General features: G+C 59.0%; 13 protein-coding genes. 9 read left to right on the forward strand and 4 right to left on the reverse strand.

From position 1 onward, the window contains the following. The first annotated feature begins 4 nt into the window (after positions 1–4). The 3 genes from ACMG4N_RS01970 (at position 5) to ACMG4N_RS01980 (ending at position 2,236) form a co-directional block, all read left to right on the forward strand. Complete coding sequence (locus ACMG4N_RS01970) at positions 5–490, forward strand: YajQ family cyclic di-GMP-binding protein (RefSeq protein ID WP_272961937.1); 486 nt, start codon at positions 5–7, stop codon at positions 488–490. A gap of 131 nt (positions 491–621) precedes the next feature. After that, positions 622–1,110: a hypothetical protein gene (locus ACMG4N_RS01975; RefSeq protein WP_297765353.1), complete on the forward strand. Its 489-nt coding sequence runs from the start codon at positions 622–624 to the stop codon at positions 1,108–1,110. A gap of 742 nt (positions 1,111–1,852) precedes the next feature. Continuing rightward, a complete protein-coding gene (locus ACMG4N_RS01980) occupies positions 1,853–2,236 on the forward strand; it encodes a hypothetical protein (RefSeq protein ID WP_297765350.1) in 384 nt (127 codons plus the stop codon). A gap of 35 nt (positions 2,237–2,271) precedes the next feature. Here the strand turns inward: ACMG4N_RS01980 and ACMG4N_RS01985 are convergent, their stop codons facing one another. Beyond that, complete coding sequence (locus ACMG4N_RS01985) at positions 2,272–3,414, reverse strand: choice-of-anchor P family protein (RefSeq protein ID WP_297765347.1); 1,143 nt, start codon at positions 3,412–3,414, stop codon at positions 2,272–2,274. Between the two features lie 374 nt (positions 3,415–3,788). Here ACMG4N_RS01985 and ACMG4N_RS01990 point away from each other — a divergent pair, with 374 nt between their 5' ends. Then, positions 3,789–5,873 (forward strand): VIT and vWA domain-containing protein, encoded by a 2,085-nt coding sequence (locus ACMG4N_RS01990; RefSeq protein ID WP_414432743.1) that lies wholly within the window; start codon positions 3,789–3,791, stop codon positions 5,871–5,873. A gap of 213 nt (positions 5,874–6,086) precedes the next feature. Here ACMG4N_RS01990 and ACMG4N_RS01995 read toward each other — a convergent pair whose 3' ends face one another. Further along, positions 6,087–6,683: a hypothetical protein gene (locus tag ACMG4N_RS01995; protein ID WP_297765343.1), complete on the reverse strand. Its 597-nt coding sequence runs from the start codon at positions 6,681–6,683 to the stop codon at positions 6,087–6,089. Between the two features lie 100 nt (positions 6,684–6,783). Here ACMG4N_RS01995 and tmpT point away from each other — a divergent pair, with 100 nt between their 5' ends. Continuing rightward, a complete protein-coding gene (gene tmpT / locus ACMG4N_RS02000) occupies positions 6,784–7,431 on the forward strand; it encodes a thiopurine S-methyltransferase (protein WP_297765340.1) in 648 nt (215 codons plus the stop codon). Between the two features lie 201 nt (positions 7,432–7,632). Here tmpT and ACMG4N_RS02005 read toward each other — a convergent pair whose 3' ends face one another. Beyond that, on the reverse strand, positions 7,633–8,298 hold the full coding sequence (locus ACMG4N_RS02005) for an SDR family oxidoreductase (protein ID WP_297765337.1): 666 nt from the start codon (positions 8,296–8,298) through the stop codon (positions 7,633–7,635). A 218-nt stretch (positions 8,299–8,516) separates the two neighbouring features. On the opposite strand from ACMG4N_RS02005, the gene ACMG4N_RS02010 reads away from it, so the two are divergent. Further along, a complete protein-coding gene (locus tag ACMG4N_RS02010; protein WP_414432746.1) occupies positions 8,517–10,394 on the forward strand; it encodes a hypothetical protein in 1,878 nt (625 codons plus the stop codon). Positions 10,395–10,519: 125 nt separating this feature from the next. Continuing rightward, entirely contained in the window at positions 10,520–10,993 is a 474-nt protein-coding gene (locus ACMG4N_RS02015; protein ID WP_414432748.1) for a peroxiredoxin, read from the forward strand. Positions 10,994–11,126: 133 nt separating this feature from the next. On the opposite strand, the gene glsA is transcribed toward ACMG4N_RS02015, so the two are convergent. Further along, positions 11,127–12,161, reverse strand: a complete 1,035-nt coding sequence (gene glsA, locus ACMG4N_RS02020; protein ID WP_297765328.1) for a glutaminase A — start codon at positions 12,159–12,161, stop codon at positions 11,127–11,129. Positions 12,162–12,574: 413 nt separating this feature from the next. Here glsA and ACMG4N_RS02025 point away from each other — a divergent pair, with 413 nt between their 5' ends. Together ACMG4N_RS02025 and ACMG4N_RS02030 are read left to right on the forward strand one after the other, a co-directional pair. Next, positions 12,575–13,402, forward strand: a complete 828-nt coding sequence (locus ACMG4N_RS02025) for an HAD family hydrolase (protein ID WP_297765326.1) — start codon at positions 12,575–12,577, stop codon at positions 13,400–13,402. A 381-nt stretch (positions 13,403–13,783) separates the two neighbouring features. After that, positions 13,784–15,199: an amidase gene (locus ACMG4N_RS02030; RefSeq protein ID WP_414432750.1), complete on the forward strand. Its 1,416-nt coding sequence runs from the start codon at positions 13,784–13,786 to the stop codon at positions 15,197–15,199. Positions 15,200–15,276: the final 77 nt, after the last annotated feature.

The raw sequence follows: 15,276 nt of genomic DNA on the forward strand, positions 1-15,276 counted from the left end.
TACCATGCCCTCTTTCGATATCGTCTCTGAAATTGATGAAGTGGCCCTGCGCCACGCGGTGGATAACGCCAACCGCGAACTCGCCAACCGTTTTGACTTTCGCGGCGTCGAGGCCAGCATTGAGCAGAATGGTCTGGATGTGACCTTGAAGACCCAGTCGGACTTTCAGGTACAGCAACTGGAAGAGTTGTTTGCCAAGGCGGCAGTGAAACAGGGCATCAGCGTCGCCGGCGCCGACCGCCCGGAAAAGCCTGAACACAGTGGAAAAACCTTCTCGCTGACGCTGACCTTCCGTCAGGGCATTGAGCAGCCCCTCGGCAAGCAGATCGTCAAGATGATCAAGGACAGCAAACTCAAGGTGCAGGCTTCCATTCAAGGCGACCAGGTACGCGTGAACGGCAAGAAGCGTGATGACCTGCAAGCCGTGATGGCACTGCTGCGCGAATCAAGCATTGAAACACCGCTGCAGTTCAATAACTTCCGGGATTGAGACCCAATTGTAGGAGCTATGCTCGCATGGCGAACATCCCCAGGGCCGAATTCGCCATGCGAGCATAGCTCCTACAGGGCCGGAAAAAGGCTCGGAAGCCCAAGGATTAATAACAACAATAAGGAGACATCATGTCCGCTACTTCGCATCAGGCGGTGCCACGCCTCAACCTGCTCTGGTTCACCGTGCTCGCCGCTCCCATGATGATCGGTATCGCCATCGCTCTGATGATCTGGTTCGGCCAATATCAGGCACCCATGGATTTGCTACCCGAGGACACCCTGCGCATGGGCGCGCTTGGTGCCATGGCACTGATGCTGGTGGTGGCAAGACCGCTGCGCAATCTGCTGATGGCACCGACAGCCATCGTGCAGCGCCCCTTGCAAGGCACCACACCGGCCAACGCTGATGAGGAGGCCGTCATCAAGGTTCAGACCAGCATGTTCATACTGCTGGGGCTTCTCGATGCGGTTGCCATGATCGTGATTGCCTTCTGCCTGATGCAAGCGGATGCGCACCTTGCCATTTTGAACGGCATCTTCAGCTTGATACTGGCGATCATCGCCAAGCCGAATTTTTCCGCACTGATTGAGCAAACCCGAAAGCAATTGCAGCGCTAAGCTGACCAGGGAAACGCGCGGGTTCCGTCGCTTTCAAAAACCGCCACAACGCTGTGTCATAAGGCTTTCAATTTTCTGGTAGGTAAACGCTTTCGGGGCATTGTCATTCAGTGTCATCGTCAGCGTTTGCGCTCCGGCGTCATCACTGACGGTTGCCCGCATCGTCCGTCATTATTAACGGCCCGCCGGTACCCTCGTCTTCCCTACCCAGTAACCCTTCGCCTTCCACAACCCGCTGTACGTACAAGCCCTGATTCGTTTCCGCATGGAAACTTCCCTGCCGTGCTGCTGCAATCCATCCTTGATTCCCCTGTCAGTCCATTTATCAGCGAAGTGGAATCTAACAGGTTGGTAAAAACATGCCGTAAGGATACCGGCAAAGCCGAGTAAGACAATCACACCAGAAAAAGTAAGACATGGATTACACCATAGACTTTACACAAGCATCACAGTGCTTCCCGCAAGTTACAGACAACACTGCAATTGCCATCAAAATCACAATCGCTGCCTTAGTGAAGAGCTGTTTTTATAACCACTAATCGGACGATAAGCGGTGCCGCTCTTTCATACCGATATCGCAGATGCCTGTTTTCATTGTTGAAAATCACTATAAAAACAGACTGAACGCCGTTCTATAAAAGTTCTTCCGAAGCCGCCAAACCATTTTTCACTGGCTCGGGCGGCTAAAAAAGCGCCACCATATAGACAGGAAGGTGTGACGCAGTTCCTTCCGGGAGGAATCATGTTTAAGGCAAAGGCAGCATGGATCGCTGCCATGATGGTGGTCTGGAGTAGCAGCCAGGCAGCCTCGGTCAGTGACTCGGCCAGGGCCAGAATCACGCTGATTATTCCGCCGTCGTTCAAGGTAGAGGGCCTGTCACAGATGCAGGCCACGGAATCACGACAATACCGGGCAGATCAGCTTTGCCTGCGGGGGCCGCGCAGCATGGATTATTCGTTGCAAGTCCGCGATGGCGATGGTCAGCTCAGCCAGGCACAGGCTGATTTTATCCCCGCCAATGCCACGCCGGATTGTCACGGTGAATCTGCTTCCCTGTTGCTACACAATGGCAAGCAGGCTCTTCAGAAAGCCGACGAAGTGACCTTGATGATCATTGCGGAATAGCACGGTTGCGGCGATTGCCGGAACCGTGCCAGCCGTCATTTCTTCTTGCCTTTACCTCCACCCTTTCCGCCGCCCTTGCCACCGCCATCATCCTGGGCCGTGCACTGACCCGGCTTGTGCAGTTGCAGATTGCCCCGTGACAGCAACCCCGACTCCGCATAACCGCCGGACATGATGGCAAAGTGATCCGCTCTGCCCGGCTCACCCGCGTCGGTAACGGTCACCCGGCACAGGCTGTTACCCGTGCCATCGCACACATAATCCAGACGCCGGGTAAGGGCATCCACCAGCACATAATCACTCAACTCGTGAGCACGAATATGCGGGCCGCCGCTGCGATGGTCCACATCATTGAAATGACCGCTCAGGCCGTTGGCTTTCAAACCACCCACCATACCGAACGACAATCTGCCGCCGGCCACATCCAGCTGACCACCACCGGTGACAAAATCCTTCACCGGGCAGACAAAGGTATCGCCGCAAGTAATACCGGCGCGGGCGTGGCTGATCACCACATCCGCACTGATGGCACCGTAAAGCAGATGGTTATCCAGCAAGGAGACATGCAGGGCATTGGTCACAACGGTGTTCTGATCAATGATCTGTTCATTAATCACCACCCTGGCCAGCCCGGGAATATCGACGGTCTGATTGGGGTGCCCGGACACCTGAATGTCGTAGCCATTGATGCGTAACCCCACCAGCCGCGACGACCCGGACGTCGCCACGCCCTCATCGGTACAATGCGTTTGCGCCTGAGCTTCCAGCACCGCTGCCGATACCGTCAACAACCCAAGCACTGACACATCCAGCCCCACTACGGTGGATTGTGCGTGTGTCATGTCACCACTACCGACCACTGACGCGGAAAGGATGTCGGCCCCCACATTGACCAGGCCAGTCTCCGCCACCGCACTGATACCTTTCTCACGCATACCGCCACTGGCATCCAGCATGCCAGTATTGTTGAGAACAACCCGGGTCTCCCCGAGCAGAAACGTTTGCAGGGTGATATCCACGGCCGTGGCTTCACCGCTGTAGGTGGTAGTGACCGCATCGCCACCACCACCTTTGCCCGGTGGCGGCCCCTTGGCTTCAGCTAGCGGAGCCAATAGCAGGCAGGCCGTGATAACAGGAAGAAACAGTCGGGAGTAATAGAGCAATAGTAAGCGTCGCATGTTGCACCTCCAGGGACAGGACAGTTTCCCAAGACGATCGCAACGCGCGAACAAAGCGGACCAGAGTGAGCACAGGGATAAGGGCACCAGCGGTCCTGAAGATCTCTATTAGGCGCGCAAAATCTGCCACCTGCATCCCGGTTTTTCACAACCACAACAAATTCGTACCCGATGCAGCAAATCACACCCTTAAAGCGATAAAACCCTATGAAAAACAGGCCTGTGAACCCGCACCTTGTTGCTGGGCATACCGGGGCACAGGCCAGTATTTCCTATTGAACACCCCGGGACATGAATTGTTAATGAACAGCGTTTAACAATTCATGTCCCATGCTCTACAAGTGTTCCCGAGATCGATAACAAGGAGAACCATCATGGGTTTCAGGAACGGATTCACCCGTTTATTTGCCGGCCTGGTCCTGCTGCTGGGCAGCATGATCACCCCGGCCCTGGCCGCCGGGTTGATGACCCCGGCCAACAGCAGCCTGCCACCGCTACAGATCCGCGAACAGCATGTCACCGTGGATGTGGAAGACGGCTACGCCATCACTGAGGTGGAGCAGGTCTTCCACAATCCCAATGATCAGGACCTGGAAGCCTACTACCGCTTCCCGGTCCCCGAGCGCGGCACCGTGGCCGAATTTACCGTGTGGATCGACGGCAAGCCGGTTATTGGCGAAGTGCTGGAAAAACAGCATGCCCGCCAGGTCTACGAACAGGAAAAAGCCGCCGGCCGCGAGGCCGGGCTCACCGAGAAGGACAGCTACAAGGCCTTTGATGTACTGGTGCACCCGGTGCGCGCCGGCCAGGACACCCGGGTACGGCTGGTCTATATGCAGCCCGCCTCTGTCGACACCGGCATTGGCCGTTATGTGTACCCGCTGGAAGAAGGCGGCGTGGACGAGAAGAAGCTGGCGTTCTGGACCGCCAACGACAGCGTGGAAGACCACTTCAGTTTTACCCTGAACCTGCGCAGCGGCTACCCGGTGGATGCCCTGCGTGTGCCCAAGCATCCCCAGGCACAGATCCAGCAACTGGGCCCGCAGCAATGGCAGGTAACACTGGATAACCGCACGGCAACCGCCAGCAGCAAAAAAGCAGCAAATAGCGAAAGCGAAAGCTTCGCCCCCCCGGCCGCCAATGGCCATCCGGCCAATGCGTTCACCCTGGATCAGGACATCGTCGTCTACTGGCGCCACCAGCAGGACCTGCCCGGCAGCGTGGACCTGGTGGCCTACAAGGCGCCGGGGAAAGACCGCGGCACCTTTATGCTTAGCATCACCCCCGGTGACGACTTGCCAACCATCAACACCGGCAGTGACTGGGTGTTCGTGCTGGATATTTCCGGTTCCATGAATGCCAAGCTGGCCACGCTGGCCGACGGCGTCAGCCAGGCCCTGGGCAAACTGCGCGGCGGCGACCGTTTTCGTATTGTGCTGTTTGATGATCGCGCCGAAGAACTTACCAATGGCTTTGTGGATGCCACCCCGGACAGCATTCGCCGCTACACGCAGAAAGTCATGCAGCTGCAATCCCGCGGTGGCACCAACTTGTTCGGCGGCCTGAGCCTGGCCTTGAAACCGCTGGACGCAGACCGTCCCACCGGCATCGTGCTGGTCACCGATGGCGTCGCCAACGTGGGCAAGACCCAGCAGAAAGATTTCATCGACTTGCTGGAAAGCCACGACATTCGTTTATTCACCTTTGTCATGGGCAACAGCAGCAACCGACCCATGCTTACCGCCATGACCGATGCCAGCAACGGCTTTGCCATCAGCGTGTCCAACAGTGATGACATCGCCGGGCAGATTCTCAACGCCACCGCCAAGCTCACCCACCAGGCCATGAATGACGTGGAGATCGATATCGACGGGGTACGCACCGCCGACCTGCAACCGCAGCGCATCGGCAGCATCTACCACGGTCGCCAGATCGTACTGCTCGGCCACTACTGGGGCGACGGCCCGGCGAACGTCACCCTGCGCGCCAATGTGGCCGGCCAGGACAAGCAATACAAGACCCGTTTCGACTTCCCCGCCAGCGGCGGTGACAACCCGGAGCTGCAACGACTGTGGGCCTACGCCACCATTCAGGACATGCAGCGGGAGATAAATTATTTCGGCGAAGAGAAGGACCTGCAGCAGGGCATTATCGACCTGGGCCTGGAATACGGCCTGGTCACCAACTACACCTCCATGGTGGTACTGCGCGATGAAGTGTTCGAGGAATACGGTATCGAACGTCGCAATGCCAAACGCCGGGAAATCGAAAAACTGGCCAAGGAACAACGCCAAGCCAACGCGCCCACCAGCAACCGCGTGGACACTGCCCAGCCCATGTACACCAGCAACCGGCCGTCTTATAGCGGCGGCAGCGGTAGTGGCGGCGCCTTTGGTATCGGCGCACTGCTGCCCTTCCTGATCCTGCTGGTCGGCGGCGGGCTGCGACGCCGCCACTGACTCAACCGATGACAACAAATCATCCCGGGCAAGCCTCCTCTGTCCGGGATTTTTTTATGGCCGAAAATCCCCACGGCTTTTAAAACGTAGGGTGCACTGAGCCTAAGGCGAACTGCACCGATTCGTCGTTAGATGGTGCAGTTCGCCTTAGGCTCAGTGCACCCTACGCGGTTGTTGAGCGCTTCCGTTCCCTCTAAGCCGCGATGAACCTTTTTACTCCTGGCGCCCTTCGATGGCAGATAACAGAACCCCGGCAGCAATCCCCAGGCGCTTGTCCAAACGGCCGTCACCGTCGGCACTGAAATCCACATCCAGTTTCAGAATAAAGGGATTGAATCGCTGGCGATAATCCGCCACGGGCTTGTCGCCCACAGTGGCGTGGTAGTGCTGCGGGAAGAAAAACGCCAGGAATTCCACATAACGACGCACCAGCGCCTTGAGCATGGAGTCTTCCTCCAGGGTGCCGATTTCCTGTCCTTCGTTATTGAGGAAGGTCCAGTGGTCGCGCAGGAAAGACGACTTGAAACCCGCTCTGCGCAAGGTGCCCACATGCTCATTATTCTGTGAATCATGCACGTCATAGGCACCGGCAAAATCGAAAATGCTGCGGGTGGAGATACGCAGCAATTCCTGCTCCTGGCTATCATCCGCGTACAGGCGGATATCCTCGTGGAGGCGGAAGCGCTTCATGTTGGAATATAGCGCCAGCTCCCCGGTGTCCGTATAAAGATGAAAGGCATCACCGAAAAGCCGGAAGAATTTTCGGCGAATGGTATAACGAGGGTGTTGAAAACGCGTTGCGTGAGTCATGGTCTGCCTTCCCTGAGCAAAAGACGCTACCCTACCAGCGCAGGAAACGATCACAAGCCTTCCCATCATGGAAGGCGCAAGTTCATCAACAGGCGGCCCCATGAACCCGGAATTCTGGCATCAGAAATGGCACAACTCGGAACTGGGCTTTCATCTCCCCCAGGTCCATCCTCTGCTGCAACGTTACCTGGGCGAGCTGTCCTTGAAAGCCGGCCAGATCGTCTTTCTTCCCCTGTGCGGAAAGACCCTGGATATCGGCTATCTTTTGGAACAAGGCTATCGGGTGATCGGTGCCGAGCTGTCGGATAAAGCCGTCAGCGACCTGTTCGCCTCATTGCATCGCCAGCCGATCATCACCGACTGGCAAGGCGGCAAGCGTTACCAGCATGGCGACCTCACCGTCTTTCAGGGTGACATCTTCCTGCTGCAAGCCATCGATATTGAGGCACCGGATGCCATCTACGATCGTGCCGCCCTGATCGCCCTGCCCGAGGCCATGCGTGCACGTTATGCTCGCCACCTGCTGACGCTAACCAACAAGGCACCGCAGTTACTTATCACATTGGAATATGATCAACAGGAAATGGATGGCCCGCCATTTTCTGTTGCTGAACCGCAGGTAAAAACCCTGTATGGCGCCGACTACGCCATAGCGTCGCTTTCCAGAAAAATGATTCTCCACCACGAGCCGGTCTTTCGGCAGCGGGGACTGACGGCGCTTTATGAAAATGCTTTTCTTCTGGGCTGATTTTTCCCGTAGAGAAAAAGGCCACAGAAAAATTCATTTCCGAGACCATCAAACCAATTCGCCTTGTAGGAGCTATGCTCGCATGGCGAACCATCCGCAACCCTTCGCCATGCAAGCGTAGCTCCAACGAAAACCAAAATCTCGGCGCCCTCTGTGGTGAAACGCTTTTCCTGATCGGGCCACTAACAACCTATTCGCGATTTACCAGGGCAGCTCACTGCCATCGGAATGCCAGAAGGTGCCGCTGTTTTCCAGACTGAGTGCATCCATCCGCGCAATCAGATTTGACGCCGCTTCGTCCACTGTCAGATTGCCGCTGTTACCGGTCATCTCAGTCTGTACCCAACCCGGGTGCAAGATGGCCACGGCAATGCCGCGATCATGCAGGTCCAGCGCCAGGGATTTACCCGCTGCGTTCAAGCCGGCCTTGCTGATGCGATAACCGTACTTCTTCCCTGAGGTGTTATCGGCAATAGACCCCATCCGCGACGTCATCAGGCCCACCTTGCTGCCTGGGTGCAGATTGTTCAGCAGCGCCATGGTGACACGCAGCGGGCCCAGGGTATTGACCTTGAACTGGTGCAGAATCTGCTCGAAATCCATGTCGCCCACGGTCTCGCTGAGCATGATCCCGGCATTGTTGTAGAGAATATCCACGGGCGTATCACCCAGCGCGCTGGTCAGGTTGCTGACCCCGTCAGCGGTGCTTACGTCCACGCCATCAATAACCTCCACGCCACTGTCTACCAGTGCGGTGGATGCCTGCCGGCACACCGCCAGCACCCGGTCACCCCGGGCTTTCCAGTGCTGTGCCAGTGCAAGGCCGATGCCCCGGTTTGCACCTGTAATTACAATCGTCTGCGCCATTTTGCCTCCTTTCTATTGGTATCCCAGTGACTTAGCTGCGCTCCCATTCAAGCACTTATGCTGTGCATTACAAAACACTGCAATATCAGATACAAAACGATATTTTTAGCCAACATTGGTAGCGCAATGAATTTTATATAGTTGCGCGCATGGGTGGATCGCGCTGATACGCCTGTCATACACACTTTTGTGTTCATGGAAGAAAGGGGGAAGTACCCATGTTGCATCTTTTGAGAATCCTGCTGATGAGCTCTCTGCTCGTCACCCTGGCCGCCTGCGGTGGCGGCGGCAGTGGCAGTAACCCGACCAACGATAGCGGCAACACCAATGAAGAAACCGGTAACACCGGTGATGAAGACGGTGGCGATACTGACGGTGGAGACACCGGCGGCGAAGACGGCGGCGACGATGAGACTCCGCCGCTCACCGATGAAGAGAAGCAACAGCTTCTGACTCTGATCGACACCAACAACCACTTCACCGCCTCCGTCTGCCCGCAGGCACTGCTGGGCACCCAGCTGGGCGGCGTGATCGATGTACTGGCCTGCGAGAACGAAGCGCTGACCAACATCTCCCTGGGTAACGACAACGTCCTCGGCCTGCTCTGCGCCGATACCGTTGCCGCCACCGATACCGACCTGCTTGGCAGCGTCACCGAGCCCACCTTCCTGCCGACCTGCCTGGAAGAAAGCGTCCCCTACCTGGTGGACACGCTGGGCGGCATCCTGGATAACAGCGGCGCCATCGGCCAGCAGCTGTGCCCCAGCTCTGAAAACCCGGTGCAGTGCCTGCTGGAAACCCTCAACACCGTACCGGACAGCACCCTGGCCGGCGTACTGGGTTACCTGGGTTGCGACGATGCCCTCAACCCGCAAGTGTGCCTGACTCAAGTCGCTGACAACCTGGCCATGGGCGAGCCCCTGATCGGCACCGTGAACAGCCTGTCTCTGGCTCTGTGCCCTATTGCCACCAAGGCGGATGAATTTGCCCCGGATCAGTGTTTCACCGAAGTACTGGGCGGCGTGGGTTCCATCCTCAACCTGACCGGCGGCCTGGGCGAGCTGTGCCCGGAAGGCGCTGACCCGTTCACCTGCCTGCTCGCAGCTGGCGAAAACCTGGGCCCCATCGGCGAACTGCTGGGTGAAAGCCCGCTGGATCCGAGCATTCTGGAAGACCTGCTGGCCGGTCTTGCCGAGCCCGGCAACATGGAACTGCTGAGCGAACTGCCAGCCATGCTGGAACAGATTCCGGTACTGGGCGAACAGCTGGCCGGTCTGCTGGGTAACGGTGGCGACCTGTTCGGCACCCTCGGCGACCTGCAATCCCTCCCTGACCTGCTGACACAAATTCCGGTGCTGGGCGACATCCTCAACGGTGCTGCCGGTGGCGACAGCGGTGGCCTGCCCACCGATGCCCTGAGCCTGGAAACCCTGATGGGTGCCCTGGAAGGCGAGCAACTGGCAATGGTCACCGACCTGCTGGCCAACGTGCCGGTACTGGGTGACGTGGTCAATCAGCTGCTGGGCGCTGTGTCTTGCGACGCTGCCAACCCGCTGGACTGCCTGACCGACTCCGCCGGTCAGCTGGAACAGTTCACCGGCCTGCTGGAACAGATCCCGGTGCTGGGTGACGTTCTGAACGGCCTGCTGGCCGCCCTGACCGGCGCTGGCACCGGCGGCGAGCTGCTGCCAGGCACCGAGATGCTCAACGAGATCCCGGTACTGGGTGATCTGCTCAACCAGATCCTCACCACCCTGCAGGGCGGCGCCGGTGGCGACATCCTCACCCCGGACCTGGCCATGCTGGAACAGATCCCGGTTCTTGGCGACCTGCTGAGCAGCCTGCTGGGCGGCCTGCTGAGCGGTGATCCTTCCGGTCTGCTCGACGGCATCATGGATCAGGACGGCAACCTGCTGGATACCGTATCCGCGCTGGTGGAAGAACTGCCGCTGGTCGGCGACCTGGTCGGCAACCTGCTGGTGTCCCTGCTGGGTGAAGGCGAAGCTGGCAACCTGCTGGCTCCGCTCAACGATGCCCTGACCACCATCCCGGTACTCGGTCCGGTACTGGGCGGCCTGCTGGGTCTGCTCGGCTAATACGTTATCAAGCACCACAAAAAACGCCCCTTTAATGGGGCGTTTTTTGTTTCTGCCCCGCCTCCCCCTTTCCTGTCACCGCGTCTTTGTTACAGTGGACATCCACTTCAGAAAGGATGCGAATCATGACCATTGCAGTCGGCGACACCCTTCCCGCACTGACGATCAAGACCAACGGCGCCAAAGGCCCCGAAGACCTGAACACCGGTGACTTTTTCAAGGGCCGCAAAGTGGTCCTGTTCGCGGTACCCGGCGCCTTTACCCCGGGTTGTTCCAACACTCACATGCCCGGCTTCGTGATCAACGCCGATGCCATTCTGGAAAAGGCTGACGCTATCGCCTGCATGGCCGTCAACGACGCCTTCGTCATTGATGCCTGGCAGAAAGACCAGAACGCCGAGCACATCACCATGCTGGCCGACGGCAACGCGGAATTCGCCAAAGCCCTGGGCCTGGAGCTGGATGCCACCGGCGGCGGCATGGGTATGCGCAGCAAACGCTTCGCCCTGATCGCTAACGATGGCGTGGTGGAATACATCGGCGTGGATGAAAAAGGCGTGGACAAGAGCAGCGCTGACACCGTACTCGGCCAACTCTGAGTCGAACAACGCAAGACAATGCGTAGGGTGCACTGAGCCTAAGCGAACTGCACCATCAAACGTTGGGCTGGTGCAGTTCGCTTAGGCTCAGTGCACCCTACGTTCAGGCCCGGTCTTTCCCGACATCACCCGGCTACCGCTGATACGGCACCACCTCATACGGATTACCACCCAGCGCCGCGGAAATATCGGCAATGGCTTTCTGCCCGCGCACACTGTTGCCCGCCGCATCCAGCGGCGGCGAAATGGCCGCGATACCGAACTTGCCCGGCGACACCGCAATAATGCCGCCGCCCACCCCACTCTTGGCGGGCAAGCCGGTGGCATACAGCCACTTTCCCGCATCGTCATACAAGCCGGCGGTGGCCATGACCGCCAGCACCTCGGGCACATTCGCCGCCGTCATCACTGCCTTGCCGGTCACCGGATTCACCCCGCCGTTAGCCAGGCCCGCCGCCATCACCGCCAGGTCCCGGGCATTGACCCCCACCGAACATTGCCGGGTATAAATATCCGTGGCTTGCACCGGATCGCCCTGCAGATGGCCGTAGGCATACATCAGATGGGCGATGGCCTGGTTACGCTGATTGGTGGCCGCCTCCGAGGCATAGATGTCGTCCTGCACGGTGAGTTCCCGACCGGCAAAATCGTTATAAAACCCCAGGATTTTTTTCCATACCGCATCGGCATTGCGCCCCTGCACCATGCTGGTGGCAGTAATCGCCCCGGCGTTGACCAGCGGATTCATTTCCGCCCCCCGGTACTGCTCAATGGCGTTGATGGAATTGAACGGTTGCCCGGTGGCATCCACCCCCATGGATTCTGGAAACGCTGCCACGCCCTTCTCTTCCATCACCAGCGCCATGGTGAAGACTTTGGAGATGGACTGGATCGACACCTCGGACTTCACATCGCCGACACTGAACACCCGGCCATCCACCGTCACCAGCACAATGCCGAAAATGTTCGAGTCCACTTCCGCCAGGGCCGGGATGTAATCCGCGTTGGCCCCTTCATCCAGGCCTTGATAACGCTCATGGGCCTGCTTCAGTGCCGCGCGAATCGCCTCCGCCGACGGCAACTCACTGGCCAGCGACAGCCCCGACAACAACAGGCCGCCGACCAACACCATCCAGCTCAGCGCTCTCTTCCCTGCCACACATCCCATGCTCTTACTCCCTTGCATAATGGCACCCTGAATAGAGATGCTATACGGGCGGACAGCAATCTGACCAGCACCCATTGCCGGTGGATTCACAACGGCGCCACAGGTTTTGTGCTGGGGCCTGTTACCACTACCGAAATGGCGCCTGTTGAGCCCCAAAACCCGCCAATCTAGGCATGAGGAGTGATGTTTGGTTGCTCCAAATGAGTGACGAATAACGACGAGTGGCGGGTTTTGGGGCTCAACCCGCAGGGCTGACCCCTTTTTCCGCCCAGCAGCGCCATCCGCTGTTTATGTAGAATAACTACACGGCACATCGGCTGACACTACTGGGCGAAAAAATGCATTCAGCAGGCGCCATTTCGGCAGTGGCAACAGGCCCTAAATAAAATTGTCGACGGCAAGGACAGAGCACCATGAGCATCCTGCAACTGCCCCATGCGAAACCCGAGGCCATCCTCATCGATTGGCACGCCACCCTGGTGGACACCCACGATGCCATGTACCACGCCGTGGATGATGTATTGCCCCACCTGCAAGAGCTCGACCTGTGGGACCGCCTGCTGGACCCGGATGACTCCAAGACCATCGAAGATGCCAAGCTGCTCATCTATGTAAAAGACAACAAGCGCTTGCACCCCAAGATCGTTGCGCAACGCAAGATTTCCCGCACCGATATCTTCGAAGTGCTGTTCGGCAGCGACCAGGACGCCAAGGGCCGCGCTCACCAGGCCTTTGATGAGGCCTATAAAAAATACGTGGACGAAGTGTTCCCGCTGGAAGACGACATCCGCGAACAACTGGAACGCATCCGTGCCATTGGCGTAAAGGTCGGTCTGATCTCAAACCGCAAACGGGACTTTCTCGAACACGAACTTGCACTGGTGGACGGCACCGGCTGGGAAGATCTGTTTGACGTGGTGGTGTGCGGCAGCGACGTGAGCAAACGAAAACCGTCACCGGAAATGCTGCTGCTCGCCATGGAAAATCTGGGTATCCCGCCATCGGAAAGTTGCTGGTACGTGGGCGACAGCACCACCGACGTGATCGCCGCCAAGGAAGCGGGCATCACCTCCATCTTCTACAACGGCGCGGGCTGGAATCAGGCCTGGCTCGACAAGATCTTCCCCAACACCGTCAAGCACCCCCACCGCCCGGATGCGGTGGTCGGCAGCATCGCCGAACTCACCAGCCTGGCCCGCCACCTGCTGGCCCAGCACAAGCGCGTCGAACGCGCCCGCTAACCTGGATTCAAAAGCGGCTTTACCACAGAGGGCAAAGAGTCCACTGAGGATAAAACCAGAATCTTAACCCGCGACACTCCCCTCCCGTAGGAGCGCAGCGAAGCGAAGCAACGCCCGCAGGGCGGCCCCGAAGGGGTGAGCGCAGCGAATAACGTCGCTGGCGGCACGATTCCACACCCCGGCAGATACAGACAAACCGCTCACCGGGAAAAACCCCGTTCCCGTTGGAAGCTTGGTCGCAAGGCGCCGACACGAACCATTCCGCCTGCCCTGCCTGCCGTGGTACAACACGGGCTCTGCTAAACGCCGTAAAACAACAATTGGCCCACTCGCACCCAATCAAACTGGTACGATCGTGCATCTTTTAACCGGGAGATCCCCATGGCCAGCAAACACCTCCACGCCTACTGCGATGATGCCCTCAGCCACGACGATGCCACCGCATTGGCCGAGCGGCTGCGCCAGGGCCAGGTCAGCACCCGGGAAGTCACCGAAGCGGCCATTGCCCGACTGCAGCGGGTGGAGCCCACCCTGCAGGGCCTCACTCTGGACACCTTCGACGCCGCCCGCCAGCGCGCCGAAAGCAAACGCTTCACCGGCTTCTTCGCCGGCGTCCCCAGCCTGATAAAGGACAACCTGGACCTGCGCGGCCTGCCCACCGGCCACGGCAGCCGCGCCCTGGGTCAGGCGCCGCTAAAGAAAACCAGCGGCATCGCCAAACAGTACCTGGCCCAGGGCTTCAACCTGCTGGGCAAAAGCACCCTGCCCGCCTTTGGTTTCACCGCCAGTACCGAACAGGCCGGCGTGCCCGCTACCCGCAACCCCTGGCACAGCGACTACTCCGCCGGCGGCTCCTCCGGGGGCAGCGCCGCCCTGGTGGCCGCTGGCGCCGTGCCCATCGCCCATGGCAACGACGGCGGTGGCTCCATCCGTATTCCCGCCGCCTGCTGCGGCCTGGTGGGCCTGAAAGGCACCCGCGGGCGCCTGATCGACCAGGACGCCGCCAAGGTACTGCCAGTGAATATCGTCAACGATGGCGTACTCACCCGCAGCGTCCGCGACACCGCCCACTTCTTCATGGAAGCGGAGCGCTACTACCGCAACCGCAAGCTCAAACCCATCGGCCAGGTCACCGGTCCGGGCAAGCAGCGGCTGCGCGTGGGCATGATGATCGACTCCGTCACCGGCGACGCCACCTGCCCACAGACCCGCCGCGCCGTGCAGGACACCGCCCGCCTGTTGGAAAGCCTGGGCCACACCGTGGAAGAGGCCCGCATCGACCTGCCGGCCCGGTTCGTGGAAGACTTTCTGCTCTACTGGGCCATGCTCGGCTTTCTGGTCCGCAAGGGCGGCAAGGCCCTGTTTCCACAAGGGTTCGATGCCAACCAACTGGACCCGCTCACCCATGGCCTGGCTGACTATTACAAACAACGCTTCCTGAAAACCCCGGGCATGCTCCGCCAGCTACGCCTGGCCCGGCAGCGCTACGCCGACACCTTCAACCAATACGATGTCATCCTCAGCCCGGTGCTGGCCCACACCACCCCGCAAATCGGCTACCTGGGCGCCGACCTGCCCTTCGACACCCAACTGGAACGGCTACTGCGCTACACCACCTTCACCCCGGCCAACAACGCCTCCGGCGGCCCCGGCATCTCCCTGCCCCTGGGCCAGACAGACGATGGCTTGCCCATCGGCGTGCAACTCTCCGCCGCTAACGGCGAAGAGGCGCTACTACTGGCCCTGGCCTTCGAACTGGAAGACGCGCAGCCCTTCATCCGACTCGACCAACGCTGATACACAAGCCAACCCAATACACAAAAGGATCATCATGACGCTGCCATCCACATTCAATCGCAACAGCACTGCCGACC

This window comes from Alcanivorax sp. IL2 (assembly GCF_047495475.1).
In the GTDB taxonomy this organism is placed as follows: Bacteria; Pseudomonadota; Gammaproteobacteria; order Pseudomonadales; family Alcanivoracaceae; genus Alcanivorax.

Coding starts and splice junctions, on each gene's coding strand:
- ACMG4N_RS01970 (WP_272961937.1), top strand. CDS start 5: ATGCCCTCTTTCGATATCGTCTCTGAAATTGATGAAGTGGCCCTGCGC.
- ACMG4N_RS01975 (WP_297765353.1), top strand. CDS start 622: ATGTCCGCTACTTCGCATCAGGCGGTGCCACGCCTCAACCTGCTCTGG.
- ACMG4N_RS01980 (WP_297765350.1), top strand. CDS start 1,853: ATGTTTAAGGCAAAGGCAGCATGGATCGCTGCCATGATGGTGGTCTGG.
- ACMG4N_RS01985 (WP_297765347.1), bottom strand. CDS start 3,414: ATGCGACGCTTACTATTGCTCTATTACTCCCGACTGTTTCTTCCTGTT.
- ACMG4N_RS01990 (WP_414432743.1), top strand. CDS start 3,789: ATGGGTTTCAGGAACGGATTCACCCGTTTATTTGCCGGCCTGGTCCTG.
- ACMG4N_RS01995 (WP_297765343.1), bottom strand. CDS start 6,683: ATGACTCACGCAACGCGTTTTCAACACCCTCGTTATACCATTCGCCGA.
- tmpT (WP_297765340.1), top strand. CDS start 6,784: ATGAACCCGGAATTCTGGCATCAGAAATGGCACAACTCGGAACTGGGC.
- ACMG4N_RS02005 (WP_297765337.1), bottom strand. CDS start 8,298: ATGGCGCAGACGATTGTAATTACAGGTGCAAACCGGGGCATCGGCCTT.
- ACMG4N_RS02010 (WP_414432746.1), top strand. CDS start 8,517: ATGTTGCATCTTTTGAGAATCCTGCTGATGAGCTCTCTGCTCGTCACC.
- ACMG4N_RS02015 (WP_414432748.1), top strand. CDS start 10,520: ATGACCATTGCAGTCGGCGACACCCTTCCCGCACTGACGATCAAGACC.
- glsA (WP_297765328.1), bottom strand. CDS start 12,161: ATGGGATGTGTGGCAGGGAAGAGAGCGCTGAGCTGGATGGTGTTGGTC.
- ACMG4N_RS02025 (WP_297765326.1), top strand. CDS start 12,575: ATGAGCATCCTGCAACTGCCCCATGCGAAACCCGAGGCCATCCTCATC.
- ACMG4N_RS02030 (WP_414432750.1), top strand. CDS start 13,784: ATGGCCAGCAAACACCTCCACGCCTACTGCGATGATGCCCTCAGCCAC.